This window comes from Actinospica acidithermotolerans (assembly GCF_018139625.1).
In the GTDB taxonomy this organism is placed as follows: Bacteria; Actinomycetota; Actinomycetes; order Streptomycetales; family Catenulisporaceae; genus Actinospica; species Actinospica acidithermotolerans.
The window spans coordinates 1-12,873 of sequence record NZ_JAGSOH010000164.1 but is presented as its reverse complement, the minus strand read 5'-3'; the positions used below and the strand labels follow the sequence as shown (position 1 = coordinate 12,873).

13 protein-coding genes are annotated in these 12,873 nt (G+C 73.0%); 3 read left to right on the top strand and 10 right to left on the bottom strand.

Going from position 1 to position 12,873, the window contains the following annotated elements; translation table 11 throughout:
* Positions 1 to 76: 76 nt before the first annotated feature.
* From KDK95_RS31595 to KDK95_RS31585, 3 genes are all read left to right on the top strand, one after another.
* A complete protein-coding gene (locus KDK95_RS31595) occupies positions 77 to 1,102 on the top strand; it encodes a hypothetical protein (RefSeq protein ID WP_212522011.1) in 1,026 nt (341 codons plus the stop codon).
* 198 nt (positions 1,103 to 1,300) lie between these two features.
* Positions 1,301 to 2,038, top strand: a complete 738-nt coding sequence (locus tag KDK95_RS31590) for a hypothetical protein (RefSeq protein WP_212522010.1) — start codon at positions 1,301 to 1,303, stop codon at positions 2,036 to 2,038.
* A 118-nt stretch (positions 2,039 to 2,156) separates the two neighbouring features.
* A complete protein-coding gene (locus KDK95_RS31585) occupies positions 2,157 to 2,402 on the top strand; it encodes a hypothetical protein (protein ID WP_212522009.1) in 246 nt (81 codons plus the stop codon).
* A gap of 126 nt (positions 2,403 to 2,528) precedes the next feature.
* On the opposite strand, the gene KDK95_RS31580 is transcribed toward KDK95_RS31585, so the two are convergent.
* From KDK95_RS31580 to KDK95_RS31535, 10 genes are all read right to left on the bottom strand, one after another.
* Positions 2,529 to 3,095, bottom strand: a complete 567-nt coding sequence (locus KDK95_RS31580; protein ID WP_212522008.1) for a hypothetical protein — start codon at positions 3,093 to 3,095, stop codon at positions 2,529 to 2,531.
* A gap of 284 nt (positions 3,096 to 3,379) precedes the next feature.
* A complete protein-coding gene (locus KDK95_RS31575) occupies positions 3,380 to 3,868 on the bottom strand; it encodes a hypothetical protein (RefSeq protein ID WP_212522007.1) in 489 nt (162 codons plus the stop codon).
* Positions 3,865 to 4,344, bottom strand: a complete 480-nt coding sequence (locus KDK95_RS31570) for a helix-turn-helix domain-containing protein (RefSeq protein WP_212522006.1) — start codon at positions 4,342 to 4,344, stop codon at positions 3,865 to 3,867. The genes KDK95_RS31575 and KDK95_RS31570 overlap by 4 nt, the downstream gene beginning before the upstream one ends.
* Before the next feature lie 11 nt (positions 4,345 to 4,355).
* Positions 4,356 to 4,628, bottom strand: a complete 273-nt coding sequence (locus KDK95_RS31565; RefSeq protein ID WP_212522005.1) for a hypothetical protein — start codon at positions 4,626 to 4,628, stop codon at positions 4,356 to 4,358.
* Positions 4,629 to 4,723: 95 nt separating this feature from the next.
* Positions 4,724 to 5,170 carry a hypothetical protein gene (locus tag KDK95_RS31560; protein WP_212522004.1) on the bottom strand — a complete coding sequence of 149 codons (447 nt, stop codon included), beginning with the start codon at positions 5,168 to 5,170 and terminating at the stop codon, positions 4,724 to 4,726.
* A 3-nt stretch (positions 5,171 to 5,173) separates the two neighbouring features.
* Entirely contained in the window at positions 5,174 to 7,402 is a 2,229-nt protein-coding gene (locus KDK95_RS31555; protein ID WP_212522003.1) for a hypothetical protein, read from the bottom strand.
* Positions 7,403 to 7,405: 3 nt separating this feature from the next.
* Entirely contained in the window at positions 7,406 to 9,964 is a 2,559-nt protein-coding gene (locus KDK95_RS31550) for a hypothetical protein (RefSeq protein ID WP_212522002.1), read from the bottom strand.
* A gap of 4 nt (positions 9,965 to 9,968) precedes the next feature.
* Complete coding sequence (locus KDK95_RS31545; RefSeq protein ID WP_212522001.1) at positions 9,969 to 10,310, bottom strand: hypothetical protein; 342 nt, start codon at positions 10,308 to 10,310, stop codon at positions 9,969 to 9,971.
* On the bottom strand, positions 10,307 to 11,425 hold the full coding sequence (locus tag KDK95_RS31540; protein WP_212522000.1) for a DUF4417 domain-containing protein: 1,119 nt from the start codon (positions 11,423 to 11,425) through the stop codon (positions 10,307 to 10,309). The genes KDK95_RS31545 and KDK95_RS31540 overlap by 4 nt, the downstream gene beginning before the upstream one ends.
* The gene (locus KDK95_RS31535; protein ID WP_212521999.1) at positions 11,422 to 12,687 is read right to left on the bottom strand and encodes a ParB/RepB/Spo0J family partition protein; all 1,266 of its coding nucleotides are present in this window, start codon (positions 12,685 to 12,687) and stop codon (positions 11,422 to 11,424) included. The genes KDK95_RS31540 and KDK95_RS31535 overlap by 4 nt, the downstream gene beginning before the upstream one ends.
* Positions 12,688 to 12,873: the final 186 nt, after the last annotated feature.

The following is a 12,873-nucleotide window of genomic DNA, read 5'->3' as shown; positions in this document are numbered from 1 at the left end:
CCCCCTCGCCGCCCCCGGCCGCAGCGAAGCGCCCGGCCGGGGGCCTGGCAGAGCCTTGCCTTCTTGGAGTCGAACCGTGAACACCGCGAACCGCGCCGCCGGGCCAGCGCCCGTCTACGAACCCCGCCACGTCCCGCAGCTCGCCGCCGACCTCGTCGCCTGGCTATCGAGCGACCAGGCCGCCGAATCGGAGGAGGAAACCCAGTTCGACCCGGACGGGCAGGACGGCCCGCGCTGCTCGACCCACCGCACCGCCGAGTTCATCCGCTCCGGACGGCTGTTCGCCGTCAGCGCGGAGATGACCGGCGAGTCCGTGCGTGCAGGCGGGCAGCTGACGGCCTACCGCCTCGAGGAGCGCACACCGCCCTACCCCTCGGGCCTGGTGGTCTGGCACGCGCCGATCACGAACCAGATCCCCGTGCAAGACGACGTGCACGTGCCGGTGATCGCCGCCAGTTGGGGCCGCTACAGCCACGGATTCGAGGTCCGGTTCTGGACGACTCGCGAGCACATCGTCGAGGCCCTGGTCACCGTCAACGCCCGCGCTCTCGCCCCCGCGGCGCTCGGGCGGCTGCGCGCCGACGCCCGCGCCCGCTTCGTCGCCCCGCTCGTGCCGGTCTCCTCCACCGTCATGTACCTCGACGACGCCCCCGAGTGGCCGTGCCCGCCGCTCACCACGAGCGCGCCCCCCGGCGCGGACGTCGCGCTGTACCTGGTGGAGTACATGAGCGCGATGGAGTCGTGCGAGCGCACCCTGATGGCCACGTGGATGCGGATGGGCGAGGAAGTCGCGGTGCAGTCGCGCGAGCAGGCCGACCGCGCCGCACGCAAGCGCATCGCCCGGCTCGACCCGCGCCTGCCCTCCGAGGTCCGGCTCGTCACCCTCCGACGGGTGAGCGAGCCCCCGGCGGCGCCGGTGGCCGGGGAGCGGCGGCCGCGCGGCCCGCTGACCGAGCTTCAGCCCGTGCGCGGCCACTGGAAGAACGTCTACTTCCCCTCCACCGGCACCTATGAGTACCGGGAGATCGCCCCCTACAAGCGCGGCCCCAAGGACGCCCCCGAGCGCCAGACCGCGGTGCCCGTCGGCGTGCTGCGCCGCTAGCCCCGAGGTCGCCGCCGCGGCGAACGCCGCGGCGGCGACCCGGCCCGACCTGCGAGGCCCGTGACCCGCCGGCCTGCGTATCACACCCAGCGAAGGAATCCCCTGATGACCCCTGCATCCCGACGCCGCCCCCGGCCGGCCGCTGCGACGGACCGCGCGGACCGGTCCGCAACGTCACAGCCACTGAAGTTCAAGGGGGTGCCGGTCCCCTATATCGCCGCATGGAGCGGGGAGATCACGACCGACGCCGACCTCGCCTGCACCGACTTGGTGATCCGCACCAACCTGGTCACCGGCGGCAAGCAGGTGCGCTACACCGACGAGCGTCCCGAGGACCGCGACACGAACGGCGTGCTCTGGCACCGAGTCCCCGACAACCTCGGACGCGGGGAGCCCCACTTCGCCAAGATCCACACCGGCCGCCAGCGCCGCGCGATGGACTTCGGTCTCTGCCAGGTGTGCGCGGGGCCGGCGCAGGTATGGATGACCACCGAATCGATGTGGCAGGAGTACCGCGCCGTCTTCGGCCCGGCCGCCGTCTCCTACCCAACCTTCGACCCCCCGGTCTGCCTCCCGTGCGCCGAGGCGGCCCGAGCCTACTGCCCAGCGATCGGCCGTGGCCACCTCTACCTCGCCACTCGTGCCTGGGCCACCACCTTGATCCGCGCCCATGAGCTCGACCCGGTCGGCGAGCGCCTGAGCGAGGTGCGCACCCTGCGGCTCGCCCCGCCCGGTGCCGCCGGACCCGATCCCGACCTGTTGATCGCCCGGGCGCTGGGCGCGAGCTTGATCGGTCCCGTAGTCCACAGGGACCCGACCGCCGTACCCGGACTGGGACGCCGCGTGCAGATCGCGGCTCCCTCCCCCACCGCCGCGACGCCGGGAGCTCCGAGACGTCCCAGGACGTCCGGAGACGTCCCCCCAGGTTCCGCGTAGTCGCGGGGTCGAGCGGCGCCGAACCGGAGACCACCTCAGCCGGGCGGCCGCCGCGCAGGCGCCGCACTCGGCTCAAGGCATCTGCACACCGCATCCACTTCCACAGATCGGAGCCAGCGTGCCCACCAGGCGCGAAGAACGACACGAAGAAATCCTCCACGCCATCGCCCGCGACATGGCCGACGCCAGGACGAAGTCCCTCGAGCACCTGCTGAACCCGGGCAGCACCGGCGAGGTCTACGACACGGCCCGCGAGGCAGCCGACGCGATCCCCTGGGACAACGACCTGCCCCCGCGCCCCCGGGTGTGGTGCTACCGGATCCGTCTAACCGTGGACGGCATCAGCCAGCACGACACGGTCTGACCTGCCGCGCTCGCGCGGCGAACCCGCCCGGTCCGGCCGCGACGGTCGCCCTCGGCCCCGCGGCCGCTGGAAGCGCCGGCGGGTAGGCCCGTCCCCGGCCCCTGCGTTTCAGGGTCGTGACGGGGCCTATTTCTTCGCCTTCGCCGACTTTTTCGCAGCGCTCGTCTTCGCCGGCGCCGGCGCGCCTTCCGCCGCCGCACCTGCTGCGGGCCGACGGGAGCTGTTGGTGTGGTTGCCGCGCCCGCGCATCGCGCCGATGTGCTGGTCCACCGTGGAACGCTTCCACTTCAAGGTCGAAACGTCCGGGGTGCCGCCGTCGCCGGGCTTGCGGTCCGCATCCGGGATCACCTTCCGGGTGATGTAGGCGTACATCGCCTCGTCGGCCGCGGGCTCCCCGCCGACCCGCGCGGCGCGCAGCCGCGCGAACTCGCGCATGTCGACGAGCTCGTTGGGATCGTCGCCGGAGCGGTAGGGCGCATCACCCTGCTGGTAGGCGGCCCACACCGCAGGACGGTACTCGCGCACCCAGGCCTCGACCTCCCGGTCGGGGTAGGTCCTGTTGCGTCGCGCGTCGCCCACGGCCGACGGAAACCGCTCGTGCTTGATCCAGTTGTTGATGACCGTGGTGACCGACACCCCGAACCGGGCAGCGATCGTCTTGGTAAACGACGCGTTCGCGTCGGACGCGAGCATCGGGCACTCCGTTCCTCGCGGCGGACGGGCGCCGGCCGGCGCCCGCAGGGGGCACCGTCAAAGTACAAGCACTATTGCTAAAATGCAAGGCTGACGCCCCCGCGTAGCGCGGCGGCGGCGACACTGCGAAGTGGCGGCTTCGGCGGCCTGTCTGGAAGAGTGCGCGGTGCGATGGCGCTCGCGTCATCGGGTCTGGCGGCCCGCGGGGCTGCCGATCTCCTCGGCGCCTGGCGCCGTCTCCGCGGGCCGAAGAGCCCTCGCCCGAGCGCGAGCACGGGCGAGGCTCACCGCGCCGGCACGCGCGTTGCGGGAGTGGGCAGCGCCGAATCTGCCGGCCACGTGCTCGACTCGGGGTCGGCGGCCACCGTGTCGAGCAGTCGCTGGGCGACGTCGAAACCAGCTTGTTTGTGGCCGTATGACGGGCACTTGACATGCATGAACTCGTGGGCGAGTACTTGCTCGGCCGCCCCGCGGTCGGCGAGGCGGGCGGGGTCGAGGTAGACCACGGGCCGGCGGAGCCTGGCGCCGCGGGCGTAGATGCACGCGTGGCCGGCCGCTCCCGGAGCCGGGCTCAGCCCGGTGAGCGCACGGTAGGCGAGGGGGGTGAGCGCCAGGCGCACGCGCACGTCGGCGGCCTTCGCGAACAGCGCGGCGCGCCAGCGCAGCCAGGTCTCGTCCGGCGCGAGCTCGGCGATCCCGGCCGGCAGCGCGTGGCGCAGCGCCTCGGTGCGTTCGATGGTCACCGCGTGGGCGCGGCGCACGGGTGCTGTCACGGCTCCGGCTCCTTCCGGGTGTTGTCGGCCGGTGTGCGTACCCGCTGCACATCGCGCCGGTGCGCGGCGTCGATCTGCTCGGCGGGGACGCCGATCGCGTCGGCGAAGGCGGCGAGCACCTGGGGTTTGAGGCGCGCGGTCCGCCCGGATTCGATCATTGCGTAGGTGGTGCGGCCAAGCCCGGCGTGCGCCGCGAGTTCCTCCTGCAGATACCCCGCGCACTCGCGCAGTTCCGCGAGGCCCGGCGCCGGGGAGGGCTCGCACAGGCTGGCCGGGGCGATGCCGAGGGCGTGAGCCAGCGCCCGCAGCACGTCGGGCTGCGGGCGCCGGTCGCCTGCCTCGAGTTGGATGATGTTGGTCCGGGGGACGCCGCTTCGCCGGGCGAGGGCCCCCTTGCTAACCGGGGGGTCCGCCTCGGTCCGGGCGGCGCGCAGCAGCGCGCCGCGGAACCGCGCGACTCCGGGCCTCCCGCTCACCGCCGCCCGCCTTACGCGGTCGCGGGCAGCGCGAACCAGTAGGTCTCCGGCACGGTCAGGGCGATGCGCTCCGCCCCCGCCGTCGAGCCGCCGGCGGCGGCGATCGCACCGGGCACGAGCTCGGCCAGGGCGCGGCGGGCCGAGGTGGGGGTCTCGCCGTAGGCGAACAGGCCCGAGACTCCCTCCGGGCCGGCGGTGACCCCGGCGCGGTAGGTCAGACCGTCGCTGGCCTGCTCCGCCGTGACGCTCGCCGTGATCTCGATCATGTTGGACGTGGTGTTCATGGTCGGGGTCCTCCTCCCGAGAAATTGACATGCGAGCTACGTAGCCCACATGTCAATTGTATGCGGGCCGCACGGAGTGTGTCAACACTCATACTTCAGTCGGTCTCCAGGGAGTCGAGTTCGGCCTCGGTGTCGGCGGGCAGGACCTCGAGGGTGAACGCGTCCCACCGGGCGATCTCGGCCATGGCCTCGGGACCGGCGGGCTCGATGCGCACGCGCGCGCCCTCGGTCGTCTCCAGCTCCACCGCACCGTCCCCGGCCACGCGCGCGGAGGTGTAGTGCAGGGCGCGGCGGCGGGCGAGGTCGAGGTCGTAGGCGTCGGTGCCGTCCTCCTCTTGGTAGTGCCCGCGGATCGGGCGTACCCACAGCGTCGGCGGGTCGCCGGGCTCGACGCGGTGGTGGCGCGCGAGCGGCGCCGGGTGCTGAGTGCCGGGCACGCGGATCTGCGCGCCGTGCTCCCACCGGTCCGCCCCCTCCGGATAACGCCCGGTCAGCAGCGCGTCTAGCTGCTTGAGCCACTCGGGGCCCTCGCTGTGCTGCATCGGTCAGCCTCCCTGCTTCACGATCTGCTCGACGGGCGTCCCGCCGAGGTGGGTGATGCCCTGGGCCTTGAAGATCTCCAGGACCTCGGTGCGCTGCTCGGCGCTGGACGTGATGATTCTGCTCGGTGCCGCAGTGCCGTGCAGGTCCAGGCCGTTGCGGAACATGACCTCGTTGTCGCCCGCGGTGAACTTGGCCATCTGGTGCGGGTCGCGCGTCATCGAGCTCAGGTTCTTGCTCTGCGGGTTGATCGCGCCGAACATGTCCGAGTTGTAGCCGTACACGCTCGCGTCGGCGAACATCGCCGCGGGCTTGTCCCACACCAGCGTGATCCCGTGCCCGTGGGTGAAGGCGGTCTTGTCGCTCTTGACGCGCAGGAACACGGAGTTCGCGCCGCCGGTCGTCATGTCCGGCCCCTCGCTCATCCCCACCTTCGCCACGCCCATGGTCCGGCGCCGCTCGGTGCTGGCGAGGAACCCGGTGCGCAGCATCTCCTTGACCGACTGCGCCTTCCCGGTGTGCGTCAGGGCCCTGTTCTTGAAGGACGCCTCCATCTTCTGGGGGTCGCCGGTCACGTCGAACCGGGACCAGCTCAGCCAGCCGGCGGTGGCCTGCGGGGTCGGCTGGTAGCCGGGGCTTTGGGCCAGCGCGTCGCCGCTCGCGTGCCCGGTGGCGTTGGCCACCGCCTCGCGCAGCAGCGCGGTGTGCGCGGGGACGGCGGCCTTCGCTCCGCGCGCCTGGAACTCGCGGGCGAGCGCGTCCAGGCCGTGGGCGTCGAGCCCGACGGCGCGGTGGGCCTCGGCGTGGAAGAGCTCTTGGACGTGCATCTCGGTCAGCTGCGCGCCGGCGCTGAGCGCGGAGGAGACCCCCGCGTCGCCGGCCAGGCCCTGTGCGGTGATGTTCGCCTTCAGATAGGTCAGCTCCGCCTCCGCGGCGCCCGCAGGGGCCGCGGGCAGGTTGAGTGCGGCGAGCTTGCCGACCAGGGTCTGGCCGTGGCCGGGGCCGGCCGGCGCGGTGATCTCGAGCTGCCCGCGCATCGAGAACGGCACCTGGCCGTGGCCTTCGGGCGCGTGGTGGGGGCGGTAGACGCCGCTGTAGCCCTCGCCGAGGTCGACGACGTACTCCTTGGCCTTCGCGTCACCGGTCGCGTCCGTGCGGGACTTCCCGTCCCAGTGCACGCCGCCGTCGGCGTCCATCGACGCCTTGATCCGGCTCGCGTTGCGCAGGGATGCCGGCAGCTGTCCGATCCCGGCCTCCTCGGGTGGCGCGGGAACCATGGTGGTCACGACCTGTTCGGTCGGGTAGAGGAACGGCGTGGTGTGTGGCACCTTCCCACCGCTGAGGTAGGGCTGCGGGTCCTCGTTTTGCTTGTAGATCGCCGCGGTCGTCGCCTGGTAGTGCTCGACCATGCTCGCCACGGCCTGAGCGGTCGCCGGGTCCTCGCCCGCCATCGTGGTGGCCTGTTGGCTGGCCTGGTTCACCGCGTCGACGGCCGCGTTGAAGGCGGCCCAGCACGTCTCGTCCATCTTCTCGCCGTGCTTGAACTTCCCGTTGGCCGCCTTCGCGGCCTTGGCCATCTTCTCGTCGATCTGCAGGAGCTTGTCGGTGGCCAGGCGCGCCTGGACGACCTCGGTGGACTCCACCGGGATCATCTTGACGCCCGAGACCGAGAGCGCGTCCAGGAGCGCGGCCTCGGCTTCCGGGGAGACGGTGGCCATCAGGACCTCGCGCGAGCCCTCTCCATCCGCGTAGGACATCAGCGTGACCGCGGAGTCCTGCAGCTCCAGGCCGCCGACCATCACCGGCACGCCGAAGGCCTTGCCCACCGGCAGCTCCTCGGGCAGCGGCGTCGCCGCCTCCTGCCACAGTTCCTGCTGCGCGATGGCCTCGGCGTCGAGCGCGACGTCGGGCGGATCCTCCGCCGGCTCGGGTTCGGGGTCTTCCGCTGGGGTTTCGTCGACGGGCTCCGACTCCGCTTCGGGCTCGGGTTCCGGTTCCGGTTCCGGTTCGGGAGCCGGGACAGGTTCGGGGACGGGCTGTTCGGGTTCGACCGCCTCAGGCCCGGCGCCCGCGCCTCCGATCTCCAGCCCTTCGAGCCCGGCCAGGATCGCGGGGCTGAGCAGGTCCGGGTCGAGAACGGCTTGCCCGGCGCCGGGAGGCAGCACGGCCGCCTCGGTCGGGGCGGTGGGGGCGGTGACGTAGGACTGGTGGGTGGACTTGGAGTTGGTGCCCATCGGCTAGCTCCCCAGGGTCTTGAGATGGGAGCCGGCGTGGAAGCCGGCGGAGGTGAAGAACTCGGCGAAGGCGGCGCGCAGCCCGGCCTTGCGTTCGACCGCGTAGTCGAGGAACGCCTCGGCGGTCTGGGCGGCGGTTACGGTGGAGGGGTGCACGCCGAGGGACTTCGCGGCGCGCTTGCGCATCGTCGAGGTCCAGGGGGCGTCTCCGGCGGCGCCGCGTTGGGCGGTCTCGTGCAGGATCGAGCGCCACTGGGCGTCGGGCATCTGCTCGTACTTCTTGATCACCGAGTGGGCGACCAGGGGGTTCACGCTGACCCCGGCCGCGAGCTTCCCGCCCTTGTGCGCCTTGATCATCGACTGGAAGGCGGTCTGCACCTCCATCGGCTGGTAGTCGACGGCGAGCCTGTCCTGCCCGTAGTGCTTGAAGGAGGCCCCGTAGTCGCACGGGATCAGCCCGCCGCCCGCGGTACGCAGCAGGTTGCCCGGCTTGCTGTCGTGGTCCCCGATCATCCACGCGCCCACCTGGCAGCGCACGAGGTGGTCGACGTCCGCCTGGCTCCAAGCGGACGGCTGCTCGGGGAACGGGCTCGTGCCCTTGATCAGCGGCTGGACCGAGCTGAGGTGGCCCTCGACGGTGCGCGCGTAGACGGGGATCGCGGCCAGCCCGCCGGCCGCGTATCCGGCCGAGCCGCCGGCGTCCGCGCTCACCCGCCACTTGCCCGGGGTGTCGTCCGGCTTGACCAGCCAGGTGCCGCCATCCGAGCCCTGATGCAGGGTCATCACGTGGTGGCCGCCGATGTTCGCAGACTTGCCCGGACCGAAGGTGAGGGCCTTAACCTCGGCCGCGGGCAGGCGCTCGGGCAGCGCGGCGTGCGCGGCGCCAGCATGGGCGAGCGCGGCCACCAAGTTCTTGCGCTGCGCACCGAACCCCGCCGCCGGCGTCGCGCCCGCCTTGACCGGCGCCGCCGCGCCCTTGACCGGCGCCGCCGCGCCCTTGACCGCGGCCGCCGCGGCCTTGACCGGCTTCGGCGCAGCGGGCGGGCTCGAAGGCGATGCGGCCGGCGCCGCGCCGGGGTTCTTCGCCAGGTACTTGGCGCCCACCTCCGCGGAGATCTCCTTGCGGCTGAGCGACTTGTCCCAGCCCGCAGCCAGGTAGTTCTGCAGCTGCGCGCGGGTGGCCGTCTCGGCGTGCTCGAGCCCTGCGGCCGTCGCGGTCTCGCGCAGCGTCGCCACCGACAGGCCCTTGGCGTAGGTGCGGAAGTCCTTCGTCAGCGTGCTTGCATTCCCGGCCGGCGTGAGCGCGCCGGGGGCGAGCTTCTCGACCGCGTCCGGATGCACGCCGACGGCCGCGGTGATGGAGTAGGCGGCCTTAGCGGCGTTGTCGTAGTGCGCTGTCGCTGCCGCACCGAGTTCGTCGAGTGCCGCGGGGAGCTTCGCGGGGTCCTGGGGAAGGTCGAAGGAGTGGCCCTGCGGGTCGTAGATCCCGGTGAGCGCGGCGCGCGAGGCAGCGAGTTTCGCGGCGATCTCGGCGCGGTTCTCGGCCGTGGTCTGCAGCTGTTCGCGCGTGTCCGCGGGCGTAGACTTGCGCAGCAGCGCGACCTGGGAGTCCCAGCTCAAAAGGGCGGTGGCCGGGGTGGAGTCGGGGTGTTCGGCCAGGGCGCCGAGAAACTCCCCCACCTTGGGCAGCAGGTGCAGCTGGTGGTTGAACTGGTAGGTGTACGTGCCCTGGATCGCGTTGTCGACGCTCTTCTTCGCGCCGGCGATGACCCCGTCGATGCCGGGGATCGACGCTGCGGGGTCGGCGCCGCCGGCCTCCACGAGCGCGTTTTCCGCGTCGATCAGGGCCAGCAGCGCCTGCGCCTTGCCGGCTTCAGGGGAGGCGTGTCCGTGGTGGCCATGGAAGCCCTTGACCTTCTCGTATGCCGCGGCGGCCTCGTGGATCGCGCCGAGGGCGGAGAAGACGTCCGCCGCGGCGCCGACCTGCGCGGCGCCGGAGGCGGCCGGCGGCGCCGGCTTGGCCGCGCCCTCGATCGCCTGGAGGTCGGCGAGGGTCATCCCGCCGACCGTGCCGCCGGCGGCCAGCTCGTCGTACCGGGTCTGCGCGACGGCCTGGATCTTGTTCTTGGAGGCGATCCCCGCCGGGTAGGCCGGGTCGAGCCAGTGCACCAGCGGGTGCACCGCGGAGTTCTTCATCCCCACGAGCGCGGGGTGCTCGAAGCCCTCGGCCGACGCGATCTCCCGCAGCTGCTCCGGGCTCAGATCGCCGAGCACCTGCACGGTCAGCGCCTTGACCATCGGGACGTAGTCGGTGCCGTACTGCGCATCGAGCCACTGGGCGTCCGCCATCGCCTGGGTGGCGGCTGCGGCGAAGGCCTCGTACCAGCCGACCGGGTCCTGGTCCGGGTCGATGTAGCCCTCCCCTTCGCCTTGGCCGAGCGCGAGGTAGAGCGCGTTCTGGTACGAGGGCGGCGGCTGCGGCGGGGCGTCGGGCTCGCCGTCGGCGGCGCCGGCGGGCTCGGTGACATAGGCCTGGTGCGAGCTCTTGGAGTTGGTGCCCACCCGGCTACACCTCCTCCGGCGCAAGGACCGGGTCGGGGATCATCGGATCAGCCAGCCGGGCGTCGAGGACCACGGCCACGGCGGTGCGCAGGTCGAGTTCCGCGCCGGGGTCCTCGGCCTCGGCCATCCCGAGGCTCGCGCGCTCTTCGAGCCACGCCTCGAGGCGCTGGGGCTCGAGGCCTTCGGCCAGGCGCCAGTACCAGCGCACGCAGGCGTCGGGCTCGCCCGGCACCCACTCGGTCACGGCCTCGCGCCCGGGCTCGGTGCCCAAGACGCCGACCACCTTCGTCGCCGCCCCGATCTCCTCGTCCCACTCCAGGAGCACCAGCAGCCGACGCGCGCTCATCGCCGGCCGCCGTCTACGAGCCCGGCCATGTAACGCACGGTCGCGGCGAACGCGTCGGCCGGGCGCGCGTGCACGTCCTGGCGGCCCTCGGCGGTCATGATCGCGCCGTGCAGTGCGTATTGGTGGGGGTTCTGGCTGATCAGGTGCAGGCGGGGCCCGAACAGGCGCGAGGCCTCGGCGATCCGGTCCGCCCGCGAGAGCCCGGTGATGATCACGGGGAGGTCGGGCGGGAGGTTCTCTGCGAGATAGTGCAGCCCCGGACGCAGCCAGGACTCCCAGTTCGCGTTCTCCCTCACGGTCTGGGCGTTGATCGCCACCGCCGGGGTCGCCTCGTCCAGGGTCCAGTCGACCCATCGGCGCAGGTCCTCGAGCCGGTACCAGTAGAGGTTGGGCACCGCCGTCACCCCCGCCTGGGCGAGTTCGCTCGCCAGCAGGATGGATCGGCGCATGTTGATCAGATGCTCGACCCTGGGCCAGTTCCCGTAGATCGAGTAGTTGCAGGCCAGCACGAGATCCCAGCCGCCAGAGGCGATGCCCTCGATCAGGCGGTTGCGGTGCCGGTTGGTCCACACGGCCTCCACCAGCGGGTCCTCGCCGTATCCGACGAGCACCGCGAGGGTGCCGGGGCGCAGGTTCAGGGCCTGGTGGGCGGACTGCTCGGCGAAGCGGGGGTAGAGCGCGGCGGTGTCGGGAGAGACGACCCGGCGCAGCCCGACCGCGTAGGCCGGCCAGTGCAGCTGCTCGTCGAGCGCAGTGACCGCGGAACCGTCGACCTGCGGGGTGAACGCCGGCAGCGCCGGCAGTCCCGGCGGCAGCGCGAGGTCGTCGAAGGCGAGGCTGCCTCCGACGTCCGCCATCCACGCGCTGATGTCCTGCCGGGAGGGGCAGCGGATCGGGCAGGTGCGGCAGGCGTCGGCCGGCGCGGCGAGCTCGGCGCGGGCGCAGCCGCAGTAGGAGCAGTCCGCGTTGCTGCCCGAGCACAGCGGTTCGACGGTCGCCGGGCCTCCGTTGCCCTCGGGCCCGGCCCAGAACGCGCACCGGGTGCAGTCGCAGCCGGGCCCGGGCAGGGGCGGCGGGGGGCCGAGGGTCGGGAAGGACAACGGGGTGGTGCTCATGCGCTCCTCCGGGCGGGTGCGGGGTCGAGCAGGCCGTGGACTTGGTCGAGCAGGAGCCGCAGGGACCCCCGGTCATAGCGGTTGATCTCCGTGCCCTGATGAAGGGCCCGGACCAGTGAGCGCAGCGCCTGGCAGGCCTCGGTCACCGCCGCGGCGCCCTCTCCGGCTCTCTCCTCGCCCGTGTCCGACTTCGGCCTGTCCGCCGGCGCGGCGGCACGGGCGACGGCGCCCGGCGCCGGGTCGCGGGGCCGCTCGGTCTCGTCGGCCTCGGGATCCGCCGGCCGGCCGGGTCCGGCCGGCGCGGCGATGGCCGGCGGGCTGGAGCGCAGGGCGGCGGCGCGGGCCTCGGCGGCCGCGTGGTGGTCCTCGGCCGCGGCGGCCAGGGCCTGTTCGGCCGTGATCTCCGGGTCCTCCAGGGCAGCGCCGGTCGCGGCGTAGAGAAGCTCGGTGCGCCCGGAGGTTTTGACCGCGGCCCAGATCTCCGCGGCGGCGTGGGCGCGTCCCTGCTGCAGCTGCACGAACCGGATCCGGGTGTGCAGCGCGACGCGCTCAGCGTCCATCTCCTCGGAGACGTCTGCGGGCAGCGCGGCGAACGCGCGCACCAACTCGCGGGCCCGGCGAGGGCTTAGCTGCAGGCCGAGGCGGGAGAGCACCTCGCCCCACGGGGCCGCGGCCGCGGTGTCCGCGCCGCGGATGCGCTCGAGCGCCTTGTACCGCTCGACCGGGTCGGTCAGGCCCGCGACCTCCCGCGGCACCGGCTTGCCGCACCGCAGGAGCTTGACGGTCAGCAGGGCGCAGCGCTGGTAGAGCAGCGCGGCGGCCTGCTCGCCGGGCTGGAGCGGCTCGCGCGCGAGATTCTCGATCAACTGCCAGATCCGGCGCTCCTCCTCCGAGAGCGGCCCAGGGCACACGATCGCGGGCAGCGCGGCGAAGTGCGGGTTGTCCTTGAGGTTGACCGCTCCCCACCGTGCGGCGCGCAGCCGGCGCTCCCCTGCGACGATCCGCATCGTCGGCGCCGCCCCGTCCTGCCCGGGGATCTCCTCGGCCAGAACAGGCTGGAGCAGTCCGACCTCGCTGATCGAGGAGATCAGGTCGGCGAGCTCGGCGGGCGCGGAGGAGTCCCCGGGCGCGCGGCCCTGCGCCTCGGTGTACGGGGCGCCTTCCCCGCGAAGAGGAAGCAGCTCGAACCGGCGGCGGCGCAGACGCGGCGAGGCGAAGCTCCGCGCAAGGTCCGCCGCGTCGGGCATCGTCGTCGAGGGCATCTCACCATCCCCTAGAAGTCGTGCGCGCGGTGTGCGGCTAACCCCGCTAGGGGACGGCTCCGCCGGAAAGCGACAGCAACCGCCGAACTTCGTGCCCGCAGCCGAGGACACCGGGACCGCCCACGCGGCCATCGCACGCGCTTACGCGCCGGAGCTGTCCCGTCCCACCCGACGCCGCTCCCGCTC